This window comes from Streptomyces sp. UF-297 (assembly GCF_058245575.1).
Genome location: NZ_JBSIBZ010000005.1, coordinates 126,765 through 147,012, shown reverse-complemented (window position 1 = coordinate 147,012; position 20,248 = coordinate 126,765). Strand labels below are relative to the sequence as shown.

Genomic DNA, 20,248 nt, shown 5'->3' with positions numbered 1-20,248 from the left:
GTCCGCTCTTCCACGGGACCGCGAACCGCCCCAACTTCTCAACCAGACGCCACAGAACACGAGTTGAAAGAATTTCCCACGCCCGGCGGGCCGCATCTCGTCTCGGCTTCCGACATGCTCAGCGCCGTCAGCCAGGACCAGCAGTTCAGCGTGCCCGAACGCCCCGCTCTGGTGCCCGGTGCCGTCTGCGTGCCCTTCACGGCGGGGCTCGTCATCGACGGTGCGGCCGGGCGGCAGGTGTTCCGCGGCAAGGCGGCCACCGAACTACTGCCCCGCATCCTGCCGTTGCTCGACGGAACGCGTACGGTGCACACGATCGCCGGAGCCGTCCAGGCGCCCGCGGGTTCCGTCGCCGCCGTCGTGGCCCTGCTCTACACGCGCGGCCTGCTCGTCGACGGCGTCCCCGACCCGCACTCCCCGGTGCCGCCCGGCGTCACGGATCTCGCGACCCGGCTGATCGACACGACACGGATCCACCCTGGCCCCGCCTCCTTGCAACGCGCGCTGAGCACCACCGTCGTCCAGGTGGTCGCCGGGCAGCGCGCCGACGCGGACCGGCTGACCGGCCTGCTGACCTCGTGCGGCGTGCGTGCGTACCCCCTCTCCCGCCCCCGGGACCTGGCGCGGGCCCTGCCGCCCGACGTCCGCAAGGTGCTGGTCGCGGCGGTGTGGGACGGCCCCAGAGGAGCCGCCTCGGACCGATTCTTCACAGTCATCGACGCCATCTGCACGCCGCTCGACCTCCCCTGGATCCACCTGCACCGCTCGGGTGGGCAACACCGGATAGGCCCCCGCTTCCACCGGCCCGTCACGGCGTGCTTCCGCTGCTACCGCGCGGGGACCGGTCACGCACCGGCCTCCCGGGACAGCGGTACGGCCACCACCTCGACCGCCGGATGGCTCCCCCTCGCCGCGACCGAGATCTTCCATCTGGTGGCAGGCATCGGCACTCCCCTCAGCCGCCAGGGCGGCGCCGTCATCGACCTCGCGGCGGGCACGACCACGACAACACCCCTGGTACGCAAGGTCGGTTGCCGCCACTGCCTGCCGCCCGTACCCGGGCTCGCCGAGATCACCGGCCCCTTTCCCGCCCCGTACACATACGACCAGGCGGTGGCCTTCCCGCCGCGGGAGGACACCAGCCCCAGGGCCCACCAGGCGCACTACGAGGTCCGCAACCGGCTCAAGCAGCGGGACCACAAGGCGTACGCGAACGCGCCGATGCTCGCCCTGCCGCCCGTGGAAACCGCTCTGCGACGGGCCGCCCGGGCTCCCAGCCCGCTGGACATGAAGGCCCGCGTCGCGGCACTGCTCGGTACGGCCTTCGGGCTGCGCGGGCCCGCCGTACAAGGATCACCGGAGACGGCGGTACGCCGCTACGCGCCCACCGGCGGCAACCTGGGATCACCACAGGCGTACCTGATCAACGTCAAACTCCCCGGCATTTCCAAGGGAGTTCACTTCTACGACCCCTTCACCCACGGCCTCTCCCGCATCCGTGAGCTGGACACCGCCGCTGCCCGCCGCACGCTCGACGGCCTCCAGGCGGGCCAGGGCGCCGCGGCGATCGTGCTGACCGCCGGATTCCACCGCGTCGCCTCCAAGTACCGCACGTTCGCCCTGCGCGTGTGTCTGCTCGACGCCGGCGTAGCCCTGGAGCAGCTTCTCACCGTCTCCAGCGCACTGGGTCTGATCTGCGCACCCGCCGCCGAGTGGGACGACGCGTCCGCCGCCACCGCCCTCGGCCTGCCGGACCACTACGAGCCGATCACCGGCATCGCCATGCTGACCCTCCCCCCGCGCCCGGCAACCACCTCCACTCCTGCCGCGTGAGCGCCCCCGAAAGGAAAACCCCCATGCCCGCCTCATCCCCGCCCCAGAACACCGACCGCGAAGAACAACACCACCCTGCGAACGCAGCCTTGGTGCCGCCCGGACACGCCCTGGTCGACCAGATACTGACGCAACTCCGCGACTCTCGCCCCCAAGGCACCGCCACATCAAGACACTTGCCTCCCCGCCCCCGCCCCACGGGTGAGGTGCGCTTCCATCCCCTGACCACCGGCCGCCAGACCGCCGCGAGTTCGCCCCCAGCCCCACTCGAAGCAGTCATCCACCGGAGGTCTCAACGCGCCTACTCCGACCTGCCGTTGAAGGCTGCCACCCTGCACCGGCTGCTGCGGGCCGCGACGGATGCCGACGCCGCGCTGCGCGCGCCGACCGAGACGCCGCTCCAGGCTCTCGTCGTCACATCGAATGTGGCGCAGGTGCCGCTCGCCATCCACCGCTACCGGCACGAGCTCGCCTGCCTCCAGCCCGTCGGCCCCATCCACGCACGCAGCGAGCTGTCGGAGTTCGTACTGCAACGCGAGTTCGCCGACGCGGCCGCGCTCATCCTCATGACCGGAGACTTCGCGCAGGAACTGGCCGCTCGCGGGGCGCACGGCTACCGGCGCCTGCTCACCCGCGCCGGCGCGTCGGTCCAGGCCATGTGGCTCACGGCCACGGAGCAGAAACTGGCCGGAGCCGGGTTCGCCGGGGTGCTCCCCCACGTACTGCGCGAGCGCGCCGCAATCGACGGCCTCACCGAAACCGCGCTGTTCGCCTTCGCCGTCGGTCACCCCGCCTGACCGTACGGACCACGCAAAGGAGGCTCCCGCCGCCCAACGGTGGCGGGAGCCTCCTTTTCGACGTGAGCGCATCCGGCCTCAGCCGGCGCTGCCCGCCGTCGCCGCGGATCCGGCGGTGCTGAACGGACAGGCGAGCGTCGACTGCGTGCTGGCCGTGCCGAGCGTGGACGACGGGCTACCCGCCGCGGGCAGTTCCTCGGCCCACAGCCCCTCCAGGCCCTCGTCCTCCGCGTACAGGTCGAGACCGGCGAGGTTCTCGTTCATGATGCTCTCCTCCGCTTTCTCTTGCGTTCGTGGTGATTGCTCCCGGTGTCTCCTTCCGGGCCACTTCCATAGGACGCCAGAAGCCACCCGCACCACGACCACGAACGCCGCTCAGGGACGAATCGCACCCAGAGGACTCGGAGGTTTCGGAGCACCCACCACCCACCGCCCGATCCCTTCTCCCGGCGCCCGCCACCCCTCACCCCCAGGTCAGAGGCCTGATCTCCCCCTCCGCGCCGACACACCACCGCACCGCGCCCCCGCAGCCACCGCACCGCCTGCCCAAGCCCACCGAACCGCTACCGAAGCACCGCTCGGTCATCTCCCCCGTTCGGCTCCTCTCCCCCGCCCCGCTTCACCGCCGCATGCAGCGAGCGCAGCGCCAGCAACAGAATCCCGATGTCATCGAGATAGACGGGATCAGGAAGCAGGTCGACAGGAGAGAACGTATAGATCAACGCACCCCAATAGGCCGCCTTGTTGTGCAACGGCACCCCGGCATCACGCAGAATCCGCCGCGCCCGCACCAGCCTCACCAACAGAACAACAACCACCACGACCATCGCCGCAATGGCACCCACCACAAAAGCCGAAACCACCGTCAGCTCATTGCTCATGGCCCGTCTCCTCCCCACGCCCGACCGCGCACCCGGCCACGGGTACCCGCATTCCCCGCCAGGGAAATCCGGATCAACTGGGCCTTGTGGGCGGGGCACCTGGTGGCGGCGGTCGGAGCGGGCAGACCACGAGCGAATCCGCTTCTCCGGTGCAACGCAGTTCAACCCCATGCAGTCCGAGAAAGTCCTCACTGCGGTACAGACACACCTCTGTCCGCAGAAATAACTCACCGCAGTGCCGCCGTGGAAGTGGTCACTGTCCATGCCGGCCCGCAGCTGGGCGTCCATCTGGTGATCGGGGTTCTGGTCGGCGGGCCGAGGACCAGCAGTACCCGCCGGTCTGCGAGACCACCGCCGGCGCCCCAGCCGAGACACGAACACGCGGAGACACAAGGTGGTGGCGCCGCTTCCGTCTTCCACTGCCGCCATGATCTCGCTGGTGCGAGCCGAGATCCGGCTGACGCCTGCCATGTCCGGGGCCTATATAACTGGCCCCATGACATTGGGTTGGAAGTTGGTCATCGACAGCACGAACGCATCCGCTCTCGCGGACTTCTGGGCCGCGGCCCTGGAGTACGAGGTGGAAGACCCCAGCACTCTCATCGAGCAGTTGCTGGCCGCCGGGCATATCAGCGAGGAGGCAATCGTCGAGCACGGCGGCCGCCAGACCTTCCGCGGTTTCGCCGCGATCCGCCACCCCGAGGACCCGTACGACGAGACCAGCGGCGTCGGCCGCGGCAGACGGCTGCTCTTCCAGGACGTACCCGAAGCCAAGTCCGGCAAGAACCGTCTGCACATCGACATCCACAGCGAGCCTGGCGACCTCGAAGCCCTGGTGGCCCGGCTGGAGGGCCTGGGAGCAACCCGCGTCCGCGAACTCGACAAGGGGCCCGCCGGACACTGGTGGATCATGCTCGACCCGGAAGGCAACGAGTTCTGCGCGGCGTAGGCCGGACCACGGCTTTGCGTACGTGACGGCGCGCATCTCGGTCTCCGCTCTCTCCCACTGGCCGGGGCTGGCGCGGCGGCCACACCAACGCCATCACCGACCTGGCCTTCTCCCCCACCCCCGGCAGCCACTACCTGGCCTCCGCCGACCACACCGGCAGCACGCTCCTGTGGAGCACGGGCGCCGACACCACCGCCGCCCGCATCTGCGAGGAAAGCAGAACCAACGACTGGCCCCGCCTCCTCCCCGACACCTCGGCGGCCACCGTTTGTTCCTAGACGGCCGCGCCGCCGCCCTCCTCACCATGGGGTCGAGGAGGGCGGCGGCGCGGGTGCGGCTCTGGTGCGTGGGCCTGGCGCGTGGGTCAGTGGCGCTGGTCGTGGGTGCGGGCTTCGGCGGTGGTCTTCAGGTCGCGCAGCCATCCTTCGAGACCCGCACGGAGGATCTTGGTGGCGGTGGGGACGTCCGCATCGACCTGGGGGCCGGTGTGCGTCTCTTCCGTACGCACCAGGACGCCGCCCTTGACCTTGGTGAAGTTCCACACGTGGACACCGTCGATGTGCAGTCCCTCACCGATCGCGGGCCCGGTCCAGCGGATGCAGGAGTTGCGCTTGAGCTGCTCCACGGTCGAGGTGATCTCCAGGCTGGTGGCGGGGGTCGGGTTGGGGGGCACCGGGGTCGTCCACCGGAACGCGGACCCCTCCCGGAAGGGGCCGTGGTCGAGGCGCTCTATGGTCTTGACCGGCGCCTGCCAGGACGGCCAGCGCTCCACGTCGGTCTGCAGCTTCCAAATGGTGTGCAGCGGCGCGTTGATGACGGTCTCGGTCTTGTAGCGGACTCGCGCGTCGGGGTCGACGCCTTCCCCGCGGCAGGTGAGGGACGTGCCGGGGTGGTGGGGAGTGGCCCCGGCGGGCGCTGCGGCGGTGCCGAGGATGCCGACGAGGGCGAGCGGGACGGCGAAGAGGGCGGCTCGGATGCTGGTGCTGCGGATGCCGGACATGGCGTTCTCCTTGTCAATTGCTGGACGGTCAACTGCCAGGTGCGTGGTGCCTGTTGATCGAGCGTTACCTCTTGGGGTCGCCTGTTGGATCGCCAGGCGGACGCGTCATCGGTCGCGGGCGACCTGTCCGGCGTACACACCTGCCGGGCGCTCGGCGCCCTGCGTCACGCCGGCGGCGCGGCTGGCGGTGGAGGCGGTGCAGCGAACCTGGGCGGCGCGCGTTCACCGCACGGGGAGGCGCCGGGACCGGGCTCGGTGGAGGGTGACGACGAGGGCGGCGGACGCGGCAACCATCAGCCCGACGAACACGGGGTGCATGTCCTTGGACAGGCTCTGCGCCCCGTCGGGCCGCGTCAGCCATACGACGAGCGGGATCACGTACGTGGCAGCAACCGACGTGGCCGCCCAGCGGACCGCCCGGTCGGGGACGCGAAGGAGTGCGCCGGCCAGCGCGATCACGACGGGGATGCCCGAGAGCAGGGCGAACTGACCGATCACCATGACGGGGACCGCCCAGGCGGAGACGGTCACCGGCAGCGGAACGCGCCGGCCTGTGCGGGCGGGGTGTAACTCGACCGTGGTGGTCATGGAGGTCTCCTCATCCGGTGGCGTGCACGGGTGCGCGGCCGGACCGCGCACTCCGTGCTGAGCTAGATGCTCGTGCGTTCGTTAGAAGTTGTAACGCAGTGCGGACCGGGAGGTCAACGGGTTGCGTGATAACCTCTAACTAAATCTTGAATCTGTAGCCACATGCTGGGGGAAGGCGGCGGACCATGGCGAATACGGACGCGAAGACGCCGCGCGAGCGCTATCGCACCCAGGTGCGCGCGGAGGTCAAGGAACGCGCCTGGGAGCAGATCGCCACGGCGGGGGCCTCAGCCCTCTCCCTCAACGCGATCGCCAAACAGATGGGCATGAGCGGACCCGCGCTCTACCGCTACTTCGCCAGCCGCGACGAGCTGATCACCGAGCTCATCCGGGACGCGTACCGAAGCCTCGCCGACACCATCCACGCGGCCTCCGCCAACGGTGCCGACGTGGCCGCACTGGCACACGCCCTGCGCGGCTGGGCCCTGGAGCACCCCCAGCGGTACCTCCTCATCTACGGCACCCCCGTCCCCGGCTACCACGCCCCCGAGGACATCACCGGCATCTCCGGCGAGATCATGACCGCCCTGCTCGACGCCTGCACGGCGCTCGCCCCGGACAGCCCCGCGACCCCGTTCAGCACCCACCTGGAAGAACACCGGGACTGGGCCGATGGCCACCCCGCCCCGCCTGCGGCCCTCCACCGGGCCCTGACCGTCTGGACCCGCCTGCACGGCGTCCTGTCCCTGGAACTCGCCGGCCACTTCGCCGGAATGCGCTTCGACCCCGCCCTCCTCTTCGAAGCCGAACTCAACGACCTGCTGACGCCCCGGATTTGACCTCTGCCCACCAACGGGCTGACGCCGCCTTCTTGGAGATCACCCGGCGCAACAGCCGCACTTGACGGCGAAGGCGATGACGATGGCGCTCCCGAACAGGCAAGGAAACAGGGCCAGTTCACGACACGCCCGTACGTACGGCCCGGCCTTGCTCCCTGCCCCGCCACTTCCCGAAAATGGGGCTCTGCTCCGGACCTCGGAGTCCAGGGTGAAACAAAACACCTGCCGCGCCGCAGAGCCCGCCCGCCCGCCCGCCCGCCCGCCGCAACCAACAGACCAAGTCCGTGGAGCGTTCCTTACCTCCGCGCTCACCGGAGGCATCCCGATGATCACCTGGCGTCGCCTCGCCGAGCACGACTTCCCGTTGCTGCAGCACTGGCTGGAGCAGCCGCATGTAGCCCGATGGTGGAACCACGAGACCTCCATCGAGGCGGTGGTACGGGACTTCGGCCCCGCCGTCAACGGCGAGGAGCCGTCGGAGGACCTGCTGGCCTACCTCGACGGCCGACCGATCGGCCTGGTCCAGCGTTCCCGCCTGTCCGACTACCCCGAGTACCTGGCCGAGCTCGCCGCCATCGTCACGGTGCCCGACGAGGCCATGACCATCGACTATCTGATCGGTGAGCCCCAGCTGACCGGCCAAGGACTCGGCACACGAATGGTCCGATCGGTCATCCGGACGACCTGGGACGACCACCCCGATGCCCCCTGCGTCCTGGTGCCGGTATCAGCGGCCAACCGGGCATCCTGGCGAATACTGGAAAAGGCCGGACTGCGCCGAGCCGCCGAGGGCGCCCTGGAACCGGACAATCCCGTCGACGGCCGCACTCACTATCTCTACCGCATCGATCGGCCAGCACAGTGACCCACCCTGTAATGGGGTGGCCATCCGTCTCAGTATCCGTGTCTGCTTCCAAGGAGATTGCCGTGTCCGGATCCGCGCAAGAGATCTTCGAAAGCTACGTCTACGCCGGTGCCCTGACCCGCAATGCTGATGCCCTGGCCGAGATGTTCACCGAGGACGGCGTCTTCGAGGCACCGCTCGTGCCCGCCGATGCCGCCTTCCCCAGGCGTTTGGAAGGGCGCGAGGAGATCCGCAGGGCAATGGCGGCGTACTACGAGCGGCAGGGGAACGACCTGGGAACGCCGAATCTGGAGAAGTCCGGGTACGTACTGCACACCACCGCCGACCCCGACGTGTTCATCGCCGAGATCGACACGGTCTTCGACGCGAACGGAGCGGACGTGGCGGTCTCGCTGGTACAGATCTTCCGCATCCGCGACGGGAAGATCGCTCGGCTGCGGGACTACTTCGCGCCGGAGCAGGTGAGTTGAACAGACCTGAGCAGTAGTCGCCGGAGCTATGCCGCGGGCGGGCATGCCCCACGCGCCTCCGGAGCGGTCCGGTGAGTCGTGTGACGCGCCAGTGGGCGTCTGGCGCGCCATACGGATCCACCCGTGCTGGGATCGGGTCCCGCCTCAACCGTCAGCCGCAGGACCTGGCACGGGTGGCCCTACTTCCACGGTTCGGTGAAGGAGCGGCCGGGCACCGGCTTGGCGATGAGAGCTACGGCGATGAAGAAGTTGACCTGGCCGATCGCGAACATCAAGGTGGCGAGCGCCTTGGCCTCGTAGTGCTCGGCTGCCTGGGCGTACAGCTCGTCGGAGACCCTCTCGCCGTGTGCGGAGGGCTGAAGTACGGCCTCCACCAATGCCAGTGCGGCGCGCTCGGCAGGGGTGAAGTACGGCGAGTCCTGCCAGGACGCCACCGACGTGATCCGCTCCTCCGACTCCCCTGCCTTGCGCAGGAAGCCCGTGTGCAGAACGGTCAGGTAAGTGCTGCCGACAATCTGGCCGGCACGCAGTTGAACCAGGCTGATGGTGGAGCGTGGCACCGACCCGTTGCCGGTGGCCTTGAACAGCGCCGCCGACACCTCCGCCACCTCGGGAACGAGCTGTGCAGGATCCTCGGGCATCCGCGGAACCATCGGGATCTCCGCCGTGATCGAACGTGCAGCCATGGCCGTCTCCTTGGGGTTGCGTGTCGCTGTCACCGCTCTGACGCACCGCGAGAGAGTGATGTGACCGATGGCCAAAGAAATCTTTCGCGTCCAGGTACGGGCCCGCGCGCGAGCGGCGTCGGCGGACCGAGGACAGGCCAGTGATCTTGCTACTGCCGGCCGGGAGAGAACCTCAGCAGCACCAGCAGGCGCGGGCCTTCCGGGGGCAGCTCTCCGCCCGGGCCGGATCGCTCGATCGCGGGGCGCCGGGCGGAAAGAGCGCCGGACTCAGGCCGCGCAGTACGGGTTGTTCTTGATGGTGTTGAAGTTGGACTTGAACTGGTCGTAGACCGCCGCATTGTCGATCTTCAGCAGGGTCTCGTCGTGGGCGCGCAGGCTGGGGTACGAGAAGTTGTGGCTGCCGGTGAAGACCAGCTTGCTGTTCTTGACACCCCGGTAAGTACCTTCAATGAGGAGGTACTTGGAGTGAATGGTGATCGGCCGCGGCTTCTCGCCCGGATTCTGCGCGGTCGCCATGCACCGTGTGAGCGAGCTGAGCTTTCCGGTGACCGCGCTTTGCACCGTCTTTCCGAAAACCTTCGCTTCATCGCTCTGGACGAGCTCCACCTGGCAGCCCGCCTTCTTCAGGTCGGCCATCTTCTCGGCCACATGAGCGCGGGTGAAGATGTACATGGCGACCCGGATCTGCGTACGGCCACCGGCGCAGTCGACATTGTTGAGGGCCGAGAAGATGGTGTCCGTCTTCGGGTCGGTGGTGGGGGTGGTGCCGTTCGTTTCCCGGCGCGGAAAGCGGTAGGTCTTGTACGGGCCGCTCTTCTGCGACGTGTAGTAGTCGGCCTGGCCGCTGCCCCGGGAGCCCTTGTCGAGCTGGTCCTTCCAATACCCCAGGTAGTTGGCGTAGAGGCCGGAGCCGTCGTCGGGGATGGTGACCGCGTTGTTGAAGTACGTCACCCGCTGCGTCTTGGTGAGGTTGGCCGAGGTCTGGAAGACGACGTTCTCGGTCCCGCCGGTCTTGGAGAAGAGGAAGTACTTGTTGTGGTTGATGGCCCGGCCGGTGCTGAGCTTTCGGTTGCCTATGCAGCCGCGGGTGGCGGGGCAGGCCAGGATGAACGATTCTCCGCTGGTGTCGGTGCCCAGGGCGGCCGCGAGCTTCGGGTATTCCGACCCGGTCTTCGCCGGATCGCCGACGGTGTTCTGACCGTCGACGATCATCTTGACCTTGACACCGCGCTGATGAGCCCTCACCAAGGCGTCGCCGGCCGGATCGTCGTTGAACAGATAGATGGAGCCGTTGATGACCGATCCGGGCTCCGCGCGGTCGATGAGCGACACGAGATGATCGCGGATGGCATTCTGCTGCGCCGTGGTTCCGGTCGGGTCGTTGAACGTGGTCGTCAGCGAAACGGGAGCGGCGTCGGCGGCGGTGGCGCCGGGCACCGACAGCAGCGGGATACCGATGGCGAGCGCGGAAACCGTGGCTATGTTGCGAAGGGTCTTCGTGCGCGGGGATCTGGTACGCAAGGCTCGTCCAATTCCGAAAGGTTCGACAGGAGAAAGCACCCCGGGACCGGCCCGAAGGGTGCAGGGCAAAGCTTAACTTGGCGTAATCGCAGCGCTAAAGGAATTCTGTGACCTGCCGTCAACGTCACAGATCACCCGGCACGCACCGAGGCGCGCTCAGGAAGGGCGCTCAGCCCTCACACGGGTCGAGAGTGCCCCTCCTGTATCCGGACCCGAATCGCGTCAGGCCGCCAGGCGTTCCGTGTAAGCCTCGGTCGGAGGCGCCGCAGTGGGACTCGTCATGCCCGCCGACCAGAATCCGGCGGTGCCGGGAATGGGTGTCACGTCATTCAGGTACGGGGCCGGGGCCGTACCGGCCGGGCCGCGTACGACGGTCCACGCGCTGCCGTCCCGGCGCAGGTACGTGCTGCGGCTCTGGTCCTGGTAGTTCCAGCCGGAGATCCAGGCGGCGCGACCCTGCGCGTCGCCCGCGATTCCGCTCAACGCCCCGATGGTGAAGCCCGGTTGGAGGCGCGTCCAGGCCGTACCGTCCCAGTGGGCCAGGGCAGGGTTGCCGGGGCGTCCCGGCGGTCCGCCGGCTCCGGCCTCGGTGCCCACCGCCCAGACGTCGTCCGCGGCGGCCGCGTGCAGATCGCTGATGCCCAGGCGTAGGCCCGCGATCGGGGGCAGGACCGTCCACGCCCCGTTCCAGCGGGCCACGAGTCCGGACCACCCGCCGCCGCTGGACTGGTCGCCGCTCACCCAGACCTCGCCAGGCGAGCGCGCCACGACCCGGTACAGGTTCGCGCTCGTGACGGGCAGCGGGTCCAGCCATCGCCAGGTGCGCCCGTCCCCGTGCAGCAAACGGACGGCGCCGCCTCGGGTGCCGCAGATCCACACCCGCCGGTCGGGTCCCACCGCCACCGACTCCAGCCTGACGCCCGGTTCGCCCCTGCCGGGAAAGGCGGCCTCGCGCCAGGTGGCCCCGTCCCAGCGCAGCAGTGGGCTGGCGTTCCCGGCGGGCAGCCCCACACTCCACGCCGCGGTGGCGCAGACACCGGCGACATCGCTCAGCCGACCGGCGTAGTTCAGATGCGACAGGTCGGTCTTCGACCAGGCACGGCCGTTCCAGCGCATGGCCAGCGCCCGTCCCCGCGTCGGCCCGGAGAGGCCCTCCTCGCCGACGGCCCAGGCCAGTTGGGGCCCGGCAGCGGCGATCCGGCGCAGCTGCGCCGCCGGGGTGCTGCCGGGCGCCGGTACGGCCTGCCAGCCTTGCGTACGGGACGACAGCCCATCGGCCCGGGCCGCGACCGAACCGAGCGCGATACCCGAAAGCGCGCCGATGCCCCCTGCCACGAATCGTCTTCGTCTCACTGCCGGCTCCCTCCGCGCGGGTAGGAGAGACCACCCTGGGCCGACGATGCCCGGAGGTCTAGCCACGCACATGACAAATCCCGGCAGGCCTTGGGCGGGGAGGCGGCCCGCGCGAACCTCGGGGATTCTGCGATTCCCCCGGCCTGGCACGGGCCGCCGCCGCGAGCGCAGGTCCGCGGCGGCGGCCCGCCCGATTCAGCTCAGCCGGGCGGTGGCGTACGCCTCGATGGCGTCGCGCTGGTACGCGGCCAGGCCCGGCGCGATCGATTCGTATGCCGCGTGCCACTGCTCATCGGTCACGCAGGAACGCCCGATCGCCCGGTACTCCTCGGCGGAGACCGCGTGTATCGCGGCCGGCTTGCGGTACTGGGAATCCACCTCGGCCCGTACGGAATCGGCATCGGCCGGCGTCCCGGCGGCCGGCAGTTCGGCCAGCCGGATGATCTGCGCGGTGCGCTCGCGCTGCCCGGCCGCGATCTCGGCCCGGCTCATCGTCGCCGTGCGTCGCCGGATGTCCCCGGCGAGCTCCGGGAAGTCGCGCAGGCTCTCCTCGTACGGGGCGGACCGGGCGCCCTCGAAGAGGTTCCCCGGTCGGTTGGTGCTGGTCATGGGCATGCCCTCCTTCCTGGACCGTTCCAGTTCGGTGATCGTGCGAAAGACGGTGGCGGCCAGGGTGTCCAGCCGGTCGCGCTCGGCGAGCAGCCGGCGGTGGTGGCCGCGCAGGGCCTCCAGCTCGTCGGCCTGCGCGGCCAGGATCCGGCCGATGTCGGGCAGTCCCAGGCCCAGCGCCCGCAGTACGAGGATCTGCTGCAGCCGCAGCAACTGCCGCTCCTCGTAATAGCGGTGGCCGTTGATACCGATCCGCGCCGGCGGCAGCAGGCCGATATCGTCGTAGTGCCGCAGCGTCCGGGCCGTCACACCCGACATCCGGGCAACCCCCGCGATCGGCCAGGCCATCGCCGTCTCCCTCACGAGTGCATCACCGGGCCGGTCTGTACCGGCCCTGGTCAGGACGGCAGAAGCGGCCGCTGCGGCAGCCTCAAGCCCAGCGGTCAGCTTCCCCTCCCTACGGGGGAGCGCCCCGGACACCGTACGGAGCGTCCGCGTACCTCTTCGCCGGCCGTCTCGTGGCACTGGGCGACAGCCGGGGCGTCACCCGGCACAGGCAACTGCTGCGATTCATCCGCGCGTTGGGGGTGCGCGCTCGCCGACGCTTCGATGGCGTTTTCGTCGGGCCGCGTGGGGCACTCGCGGTCAGGCCACGGAAAGGGGTGACCCACCATGCGCGTCAAGAACTCAGCACGAGTGCTGGCCGCCGCGGCCGCGATAGGCGGCGCTGTCGCCGCCGTACGGGCCAAGAGGAGCGGCTCACCGGCTGCGGAGCAGGGCCGTTGGCATGTGGTCACGGTCGGCCGGCCGCGCACCGAGCTGCTGCCCGACGGCAAGCTGCCGCCACCGCTCGACGGTCTCGGTGACGACGTGGAGATCCGCTGTGCCGACGCTCCGGGCGGGCGCGGTACGGAGATCGCCGCCCGGCGCAAGGGTCCGGGCGGCGCGGCAGAGACGGTCCGGAGCGTTAAGGGCTCCTCGACGGATCAGCGCATCCGTACGGTGCTGCGCGAGTTCAAGCAACTCATCGAGACCGACGAGGTGTTGTCCACCGAAGGGCAGCCGCACGGACGCCGCAGGCTGGGCGGTCGTGCGCTCGGCCTGGCCGGTCGGCGTGCGGCGAAGGAGGGACTGCTGTGAAGGCGCTGTGCTGGACCGGAGTGGGCAAACTCGCGGTGGAGACGGTGCCGGACCCGAAGATCGTCAATGACCAGGACGCGGTCGTGAAGGTCACCGCGAGTTCGGTGTGCGGCTCGGACCTGCACCTGATCAACGGATATGTGCCCGCGATGCGCGCCGGGGACATCATCGGGCACGAATGCGTCGGCGAGATCGTCGAGACAGGACCGGGCGTGCGCCGGCACCGGACGGGCGACCGCGTGGTGGTCTGCCCGATCCTCGGCTGCGGGCGCTGCTGGCAGTGCGAGCAGGGCATGTGGTCGCTGTGTGAGAACTCCAACCCGCACCCCGCGTTCACCGAGATCGCCTATGGCCGGCCGACCGCCGGAATCCTGGGCTACTCGCACGCGATGGGCGGCTTCGCGGGCAGCCACGCCGAGTACGTCCGGGTCCCGTTCGCCGACCGCGGCGCCTTCGCCGTACCCAGCAAGCTCTCCGACCAAGAGGCGGTGTTCGCCTCGGACGCGGTGCCCACCGGCTGGATGGGAGCCGACCGGGGCGGCGTCCACGAGGGCGATGTGGTGGCCGTGTGGGGCGCGGGCGGCGTGGGCCAGATGGCCGCGCGCGCCTCGGTGCTGCTCGGCGCCGAACGCGTCATCGTCATCGACCGTGTTCCCGAACGCCTGGACCAGGCGGAACGCCACTGCGGCGCGACGCCGCTCAACTACGAGGACACCGGGATCGGGAGCGCGCTGCGGGAGCTCACCGGCGGCCGCGGCCCGGACGTGTGCATCGAAGCGGTGGGGATGGAGGCTCACGGGAAGGGCCCGCAGTACGCCTACGACCGGGCCAAGCAGGCGCTGCGGCTGCAGACGGACCGCTCGGTGGCGCTGCGCGAGGCGATCCACGCCTGCCGCAAGGGCGGCACCGTCTCCATCCTCGGCGTCTTCGGCGGGCTGATCGACAAATTCCCGCTCGGTGCGGCGATGAACAAAGGGCTGACGCTGCGGATGGGGCAGCAGCACGGCCAGCGCTACATCCCCATGCTCCTGGAGCGTATGGCGGCCGACGAGATCAAGACCGCCCACCTCTCCACTCACCCCATGCCCCTCGCGGAGGCACCGGAGGGCTACCGGCTGTTCGAGAAGAAGGACGACGGCTGCGTACGGGCCGTCTTCCTGCCCCACGGCTGATCGCGCCACGGCCGGGCCCGCGTGCGGGCCCGGCACTCGGCCGCGTGCGCCCGCGTACCGAATGGCCCTGTCCTGCCTTGTTCATGGCCTGCCTGTTCATGACCCTGTCCTGCCTGTTCCGGCCTTTCGCGCACGGCTTCTACGGACGGACAGGGCGGGGCGGGGCGCCCGCGCTGTTTCAGCTTCAGCCGATCGCGTTCAGCCGATCGCGTTCAGCCGATCGCGTTCAGCCGATCGCGTCCAAGAGAGCCTGGCAGGCCTGCGCGCAGGAACGGCAGGTCCGGGCGCAGAGATTGCAGTGCTCATGCGCCTTGGCGTGGTGCTCGCACTCGTCCGCGCAGGTGTTGCACGCCTGTACGCAGGCCTGCAGCTGGGCGCGGGTGATGTTGGCGTCGTAGCCGGTGTGCCGGGACAGTACGCGGCCGGTGGCCTCGCAGATGTCGGCGCAGTCGAGATCGGTGCGGATGCACTTGGTCAGTTCCGGGACCCGCTCCTCGGACAGACAAGCGTCGGCACACGCGGTGCAGGTCTGGGCGCATTCGACCAGCGCTTGCACGGCGTCGGCGATCGATGCCCGGTCGAGATTGATCTGTGCCGGATAGGCGTCGATCATTTCGCGAACTGGCATGACTTCCTCCTCCATGAGCCGGGGCGCCCGAGTACCCGTACGGCCGTGCGGTATGCGGCTCAAGGGACGGGCCTGATGGCCTGAGCGGAGGCCGGGCATCCCGTCAGCGTGCGTGAAGGAGTCGGCTGATGGCCGGTGCGATGTCGCCGAGGGGGAGGACGTAGTCCACCTGGCCCGTCTCGACTGCGGCTTTGGGCATGCCCTGGAATGCGGCGGTGGCGGGGTCCTGCACCACTACGGTGCCACCGCGCGCCTTGACCGCTGCCACACCCCGGGCACCGTCGCTGTCGGCTCCGGTGAGCACACAGGCGATGATCTGTGACCCGTATGCCTGCGCGGCCGACTCGAAGAGCGGGTCGGCGGCCGGGCGTGCGAAGTTGACCCGGTCCTCATGGGTCAGTTCGAGGACTCCGGCCGTCCGCACGCACAAGTGCCGGTCGGGCGGCGCGATATAGACAGTCCCTGCCGCCGGACGCTCTCCGTCTTGGGCCAGTTTGACGGCAAGTGCGGTGGAGCGGGTCAGAACGGCGACGATCCGCGTCTCGCGGGAGCGGCGGAGGTGCTGGGCCACCAGTACGGGCACCGGCAGGCCGGCAGCCAGCCCACCCAGGAGTGTTCCGAGGCTCTGGACACCTCCGGCGGAGGAGGCGATCAGCACGGCGGCGTAGCGGTCGTGGGCTTCGCCCGGAGAGCAGGTGGGCATGTGGGATCCTCCCGGCCTGGTACTCCTTCCAGCCTGGTACCCCTTCCGGCCTGGTACTCCTTCCGGCCTGGGTTCTCCGCCCGGCCTGGTTCTCCGCCCGTACCGCACAGCAGAGTTGGGTCAGTGCCCCGGTTTCCCGACGGCGGCCGCGGCGCGTTCCTGGCGGCGCAGGGTCAGCTGGCGGTCCAGTTCGTTGCGCAGAACGGGCGCCAGCCGGCCGGTGCGCCCCCATGCCACGAGCTGTTCGGCCACGAGGCGGAGCTTGGTGTTCGTACGCATGGAGGTCTCGCGCAGCACGTCCCACGCTTCGGCCGGGGTCAGCTGGCCCAGAAAGACCACGATGCCAATCGCCTGATCGACCGTCGCGCGGGAGGTCATCGCCTCCTTGAGCTGCACGACTTCTTCCTTGAGTGCCAGGACCTGTTCGGCGGTGCTCGCACCTTCGGTCCTGCCGTGGGGCGCGGCCGACGTCACGACGAACCTCCGTACTCCTGGGGAATGTGGCCCCAGAGTTTTGCCCGACCAATGCCATGCAACACCCGCTGAACCCGGCTGGCTAGACGGGAGTTGTTCACGAACTGGACATCGAGGCCACGGCCGCACCGGCCGGCGGGGGCAGCGCGGGGTCCTGGCACGCGTCGAGCAGGTGCGCGTGGACCGGTTGGGTCTCCTGGCGTACGCGACATCGGCAGCATCGAGGAGATCCGGCGAGCGTTCGGCCCGCACTGCTGGACCCCGTACACGCCGCCCGCCGGGACGATCGACGTACGCGGTGTCGGATATGCGCGCCGAGCGCCCCCGCTCTCACGCGCGGTGCGCCGACGGCGCGATGCGCCGAGGAGCCGGGTGGTGCAGATCTCCGGCTCCGAGAGAGGGCGCCCTTCGATCCCATTGCCGTGCAGCGAACATCTTGTCGAAATCAAGGTGGCGACGATGCAACTATCGCAAAGGGCAAGAAAAACAACTTCCCGATACAGCCAACTGGCGAAAAGGAGGTTCCGTTCACAACCAGTCGCGGGAGGAAGCTAGCGCGCGGACGCGGTCACGGCAGGACGGCCCGGTGCACGAGGACCGCCCCTGCCCATTTCCGGAAAGGGACGCGGGCGTGCGGCACTTCAAGGCGAGGCACACGGCGGAACGGGCAGCGGACGCGGCGGCCGAGCGGCCGCTGCAGGCAGGAAGACTGCTGCGGCAGGCGCCGGAGACGCCGGACGGCCGGGCCGTCTTCCGGCCCGATCAGACGGTCAACGACCAGCCGTACCGGGAGCGTTGGGCCCACGACAAGGTGGTGCGCTCGACGCACGGGGTCAACTGCACCGGGTCGTGCTCGTGGCAGGTGTACGTCAAAGATGGCCTGATCACATGGGAGACGCAGGCGACGGACTACCCCTCCACGGGGCCCGACAGGCCGGATTACGAGCCGCGGGGCTGTCCGCGCGGGGCGTCGTTCTCCTGGTACCCGTACTCCCCCACCCGGGTGCGCTACCCGATGGCGCGCGGGGTGCTGGTGGAGATGTTCCGGGACGCGAAGCGGCGGCTGGGAGATCCGGTGGCGGCCTGGGCGGAGCTCACCGGCGATCCCGAACGGCGGCGCCGCTACCAGTCGGAGCGCGGCAAGGGCGGCCTGGTGCGCATCGGCTGGGACGAGGCCCTGGAGATCGCGGCGGCTGCCCATGTGCACACACTCGCCGAGCACGGCCCGGACCGGATCGCGGGATTCTCGCCGATCCCGGCGATGTCGATGGCCTCGCACGCGGTCGGCGCCCGCTTCATGGCGCTGATCGGCGCTCCGATGCTCTCCTTCTACGACTGGTACGCGGATCTGCCGATCGCCTCGCCGCAGGTCTTCGGCGACCAGACGGACGTGCCGGAGTCCGGCGACTGGTGGGACGCGGCGTATCTGATGCTGTGGGGCTCCAACGTCCCCGTCACCCGCACCCCGGACGCGCACTGGATGACCGAGGCCCGCTACCGGGGGCAGAAGGTCGTCGTGGTCTCCCCGGACTACGCGGACGCCACGAAGTTCGCCGACGAGTGGCTGCACCCGCACCCGGGCACCGACGGGGCGCTGGCCATGGCCATGGGCCATGTGATCCTGCGCGAGTGCTTCGTGGAGCGGCAGGTGCCGTACTTCACCGAGTACGTCAAGCAGTTCACCGATCTGCCGTTCCTCATCGCACTGGAGGAACGGAGCGAGGGCGCCCATGTGCCCGGAGCGTTCCTCACGGCCAGGGATCTGGGTCTGGCCCAGGGCCCCCCGGCGGAGGCACGCCGCTGGATGCCGCTGCTGCGGGACGCGACCACGGACGAGGCGGTGGTGCCCCACGGCACGCTGGGCGACCGCTGGGGCAAGGCGGGCGAGGGCCGCTGGAACCTCGATCTGGGTGAGATCGATCCGCTGCTGAGCCTGTACGGGCGGCCGGGCGCGGCCACGGCGCGGGCGGCGCTGCCCCGCTTCGACCAGGAGCAGGCCGTGGTGGAGCGGGCGGTGCCCGCCGTGCGTCTGGGCGGACGGCTGGTGACGACGGTCTTCGATCTGATGCTGGCCCAGTACGGGGTGGGGCGGCCCGGTCTGGAGGGGCAGTGGCCCGCTTCGTACGAGGACGCGTCCGTGCCGTGCACTCCGGCGTGGCAGGAGACGGTCACCTCCGTGCCATCGGGGGCGGCGGTGCGGGCGGCACCCCCTCGCAGCCTGGCTGGCGGTCCCCACCCGCCTCGCCACTTCCCGGCTCCCTGCCCGCACCTAGACGACACCGCCACTCCCACACCAAACACCAGCACCGGGGGCGCCCACCCTCACAGCGATCCCCTCCGCCGTACGGGCCACACCCACCGCGAGGACAGATCGTGAGGGCGAGTCGTCAGCGACCTCGGCTGCGCCAGAACCTGTCGCCGCGGGGACAGGAGCCCGGGACACCGGCGACGGCGAGGCAGGCCTCCCGTACGAAGTCAGCGGCGGTTGCGCGGATGCTGGGCCGCGGTGCGCTCGTTGCCGCGCCGGTAGTTCCCCGTCCAGCGGGCCATGACCAGCTGAGGTTCGCCCGCCGCGCATTCGGCAAGGAATCGGGCCGCCCGTCCACCACGAAGGGTGCCGGCCGCGCGGCCACGATGGAGAATCACGACGGTACGGTCGGCGCGCTGGTGATAGCTGAATCCGCTGGGCTCTGACATGACGCCGACTGTGCCCGGTGCACCACATCCCGGCAACGCGTTTTAGGGCGCGCATCAAGCATCAGCCCTATCAGCCCTTATAGCGGCGCGCCGCCCCGCGGGATAGCCGCCTCCGGAACCTGGTTTCTCAGAGCCGCCCCCCCCGGACCACTGATGGCGTCTTGAGGACCTGCTCCCCGGGGGCCTCAGCGGCGCCTGATGACCGCCCGTCCCGCCGCCAGGTCCACCTCAGTGGCGCGCGGTGGCGCACCGGCCTCGTTGTCATGACGCACCAACTGGTCCGTTCGGCGCTGTTCCATCTCCACCCGCTTGTTCGGGTTCAGGGCAGCGGTCAGCTCAGCCATAGCCGCCCCGGCACCGTTTCCGCCGCCCGTCACCGTTCGGGCCACAAATCGCCGCAGCCACACGGGGCGACCGGTGCGCAGCACCAGGCGCCGGGCGCCGGACAGCAGTAGCGGCACGACGATCACGGACGCCATGAGCAGGGATATGAGCAGCAAGATGATCAGAGCCATGCCAGGCCAACGTCCACCCAGGCTTCCACCGTTCCCGACGCTGGCCCCTGTGCCGGATGCCCGCCCGACCGACACGTGGGCGTCGCTGCGGCCTGCGCCTTCGCCGCTCAGTATCGATGGCGCAGGACGATCCGGTAGATCGTCCTGCAGGACGCGGGTCGCAACCGACCTAGGTGGAATGGGAGTTCATCGAGCCGTATCAGGTGACCTGCGGGTTCGGGCCGTATCCCGAACGGCCGCGGTAGCCGGGCGCATGTCTTGGCAGTGCGGCGGGAAGGAAGGTGCTCTCGGCGGCGGGGCAGCCGTAGACGCCTGCGTCCCTGTCCCTGAAGGGACCGAGCAACCGCGCATTCCAGACGGTCGACGTATTGCGTACTGAACTGGCCGACGAGCCGGGCCCGTTACGTGGCCGCGATGCGCACATCCCCGGTGTGCGCCGACACTCAACTGCCCAACGTACGCCGACGTCCGACCGAACACGACGGCCGATAACCTCTCGTCACCGCAGCCGACGGGAACTTCTTACCG

General features: G+C 69.8%; 21 protein-coding genes and 1 pseudogene. 9 read left to right on the top strand and 13 right to left on the bottom strand.

The window, feature by feature from the left end; genetic code table 11:
* The first annotated feature begins 114 nt into the window (after window positions 1-114).
* Both AC4IJH_RS05405 and AC4IJH_RS05400 read left to right on the top strand, forming a co-directional pair.
* Window positions 115-1,833 carry a hypothetical protein gene (locus tag AC4IJH_RS05405; RefSeq protein WP_490850344.1) on the top strand — a complete coding sequence of 573 codons (1,719 nt, stop codon included), beginning with the start codon at window positions 115-117 and terminating at the stop codon, window positions 1,831-1,833.
* 23 nt (window positions 1,834-1,856) lie between these two features.
* The gene (locus AC4IJH_RS05400; protein WP_490850343.1) at window positions 1,857-2,630 is read left to right on the top strand and encodes a nitroreductase family protein; all 774 of its coding nucleotides are present in this window, start codon (window positions 1,857-1,859) and stop codon (window positions 2,628-2,630) included.
* 78 nt (window positions 2,631-2,708) lie between these two features.
* Here the strand turns inward: AC4IJH_RS05400 and AC4IJH_RS05395 are convergent, their stop codons facing one another.
* Window positions 2,709-2,894, bottom strand: coding sequence for a thiocillin family RiPP (locus AC4IJH_RS05395; RefSeq protein WP_490850342.1), 186 nt, complete (start codon window positions 2,892-2,894; stop codon window positions 2,709-2,711).
* 299 nt (window positions 2,895-3,193) lie between these two features.
* Window positions 3,194-3,511: a YkvA family protein gene (locus AC4IJH_RS05390; protein ID WP_490850341.1), complete on the bottom strand. Its 318-nt coding sequence runs from the start codon at window positions 3,509-3,511 to the stop codon at window positions 3,194-3,196.
* A 496-nt stretch (window positions 3,512-4,007) separates the two neighbouring features.
* Between AC4IJH_RS05390 and AC4IJH_RS05385 the strand changes: the two genes are divergently transcribed.
* A complete protein-coding gene (locus tag AC4IJH_RS05385) occupies window positions 4,008-4,460 on the top strand; it encodes a VOC family protein (RefSeq protein ID WP_490850340.1) in 453 nt (150 codons plus the stop codon).
* Between the two features lie 364 nt (window positions 4,461-4,824).
* Here AC4IJH_RS05385 and AC4IJH_RS05380 read toward each other — a convergent pair whose 3' ends face one another.
* Window positions 4,825-5,460 carry an SRPBCC family protein gene (locus AC4IJH_RS05380; RefSeq protein ID WP_490850339.1) on the bottom strand — a complete coding sequence of 212 codons (636 nt, stop codon included), beginning with the start codon at window positions 5,458-5,460 and terminating at the stop codon, window positions 4,825-4,827.
* Between the two features lie 222 nt (window positions 5,461-5,682).
* On the bottom strand, window positions 5,683-6,048 hold the full coding sequence (locus AC4IJH_RS05375; RefSeq protein ID WP_490850338.1) for a hypothetical protein: 366 nt from the start codon (window positions 6,046-6,048) through the stop codon (window positions 5,683-5,685).
* A gap of 185 nt (window positions 6,049-6,233) precedes the next feature.
* On the opposite strand from AC4IJH_RS05375, the gene AC4IJH_RS05370 reads away from it, so the two are divergent.
* The 3 genes from AC4IJH_RS05370 (at window position 6,234) to AC4IJH_RS05360 (ending at window position 8,222) form a co-directional block, all read left to right on the top strand.
* Window positions 6,234-6,887, top strand: coding sequence for a TetR/AcrR family transcriptional regulator (locus tag AC4IJH_RS05370; RefSeq protein WP_490850337.1), 654 nt, complete (start codon window positions 6,234-6,236; stop codon window positions 6,885-6,887).
* 325 nt (window positions 6,888-7,212) lie between these two features.
* On the top strand, window positions 7,213-7,752 hold the full coding sequence (locus AC4IJH_RS05365) for a GNAT family N-acetyltransferase (RefSeq protein WP_490850336.1): 540 nt from the start codon (window positions 7,213-7,215) through the stop codon (window positions 7,750-7,752).
* Between the two features lie 62 nt (window positions 7,753-7,814).
* Entirely contained in the window at window positions 7,815-8,222 is a 408-nt protein-coding gene (locus AC4IJH_RS05360; protein ID WP_490850335.1) for a nuclear transport factor 2 family protein, read from the top strand.
* A 179-nt stretch (window positions 8,223-8,401) separates the two neighbouring features.
* On the opposite strand, the gene AC4IJH_RS05355 is transcribed toward AC4IJH_RS05360, so the two are convergent.
* From AC4IJH_RS05355 to AC4IJH_RS05340, 4 genes are all read right to left on the bottom strand, one after another.
* Window positions 8,402-8,908 carry a carboxymuconolactone decarboxylase family protein gene (locus AC4IJH_RS05355; RefSeq protein ID WP_490850334.1) on the bottom strand — a complete coding sequence of 169 codons (507 nt, stop codon included), beginning with the start codon at window positions 8,906-8,908 and terminating at the stop codon, window positions 8,402-8,404.
* Window positions 8,909-9,175: 267 nt separating this feature from the next.
* A complete protein-coding gene (locus AC4IJH_RS05350; protein WP_490850333.1) occupies window positions 9,176-10,429 on the bottom strand; it encodes a phospholipase D-like domain-containing protein in 1,254 nt (417 codons plus the stop codon).
* Between the two features lie 222 nt (window positions 10,430-10,651).
* Entirely contained in the window at window positions 10,652-11,782 is a 1,131-nt protein-coding gene (locus AC4IJH_RS05345) for a hypothetical protein (protein WP_490850332.1), read from the bottom strand.
* A gap of 195 nt (window positions 11,783-11,977) precedes the next feature.
* Window positions 11,978-12,739, bottom strand: a complete 762-nt coding sequence (locus AC4IJH_RS05340) for a MerR family transcriptional regulator (protein WP_490850331.1) — start codon at window positions 12,737-12,739, stop codon at window positions 11,978-11,980.
* A gap of 324 nt (window positions 12,740-13,063) precedes the next feature.
* On the opposite strand from AC4IJH_RS05340, the gene AC4IJH_RS05335 reads away from it, so the two are divergent.
* Window positions 13,064-13,531, top strand: coding sequence for a hypothetical protein (locus AC4IJH_RS05335; protein ID WP_490850330.1), 468 nt, complete (start codon window positions 13,064-13,066; stop codon window positions 13,529-13,531).
* Window positions 13,528-14,703 (top strand): zinc-dependent alcohol dehydrogenase, encoded by a 1,176-nt coding sequence (locus tag AC4IJH_RS05330; protein ID WP_490850329.1) that lies wholly within the window; start codon window positions 13,528-13,530, stop codon window positions 14,701-14,703. The genes AC4IJH_RS05335 and AC4IJH_RS05330 overlap by 4 nt, the downstream gene beginning before the upstream one ends.
* Window positions 14,704-14,929: 226 nt before the next feature.
* Here AC4IJH_RS05330 and AC4IJH_RS05325 read toward each other — a convergent pair whose 3' ends face one another.
* From AC4IJH_RS05325 to AC4IJH_RS05315, 3 genes are all read right to left on the bottom strand, one after another.
* On the bottom strand, window positions 14,930-15,331 hold the full coding sequence (locus AC4IJH_RS05325; RefSeq protein ID WP_490850328.1) for a four-helix bundle copper-binding protein: 402 nt from the start codon (window positions 15,329-15,331) through the stop codon (window positions 14,930-14,932).
* Window positions 15,332-15,434: 103 nt separating this feature from the next.
* Window positions 15,435-16,034 carry a chemotaxis protein CheB gene (locus AC4IJH_RS05320; protein ID WP_490850327.1) on the bottom strand — a complete coding sequence of 200 codons (600 nt, stop codon included), beginning with the start codon at window positions 16,032-16,034 and terminating at the stop codon, window positions 15,435-15,437.
* A gap of 120 nt (window positions 16,035-16,154) precedes the next feature.
* Window positions 16,155-16,508 (bottom strand): ANTAR domain-containing protein, encoded by a 354-nt coding sequence (locus tag AC4IJH_RS05315; RefSeq protein ID WP_490850326.1) that lies wholly within the window; start codon window positions 16,506-16,508, stop codon window positions 16,155-16,157.
* 631 nt (window positions 16,509-17,139) lie between these two features.
* Between AC4IJH_RS05315 and AC4IJH_RS05310 the strand changes: the two are divergent.
* Window positions 17,140-18,714, top strand: a pseudogene (locus AC4IJH_RS05310) (molybdopterin-dependent oxidoreductase); the annotation flags it as partial.
* A gap of 269 nt (window positions 18,715-18,983) precedes the next feature.
* Here the strand turns inward: AC4IJH_RS05310 and AC4IJH_RS05305 are convergent.
* Both AC4IJH_RS05305 and AC4IJH_RS05300 read right to left on the bottom strand, forming a co-directional pair.
* The gene (locus tag AC4IJH_RS05305; protein ID WP_490850325.1) at window positions 18,984-19,205 is read right to left on the bottom strand and encodes a hypothetical protein; all 222 of its coding nucleotides are present in this window, start codon (window positions 19,203-19,205) and stop codon (window positions 18,984-18,986) included.
* Between the two features lie 185 nt (window positions 19,206-19,390).
* Window positions 19,391-19,720 (bottom strand): DUF6191 domain-containing protein, encoded by a 330-nt coding sequence (locus tag AC4IJH_RS05300; RefSeq protein ID WP_490850324.1) that lies wholly within the window; start codon window positions 19,718-19,720, stop codon window positions 19,391-19,393.
* Between the last annotated feature and the right edge of the window lie 528 nt (window positions 19,721-20,248).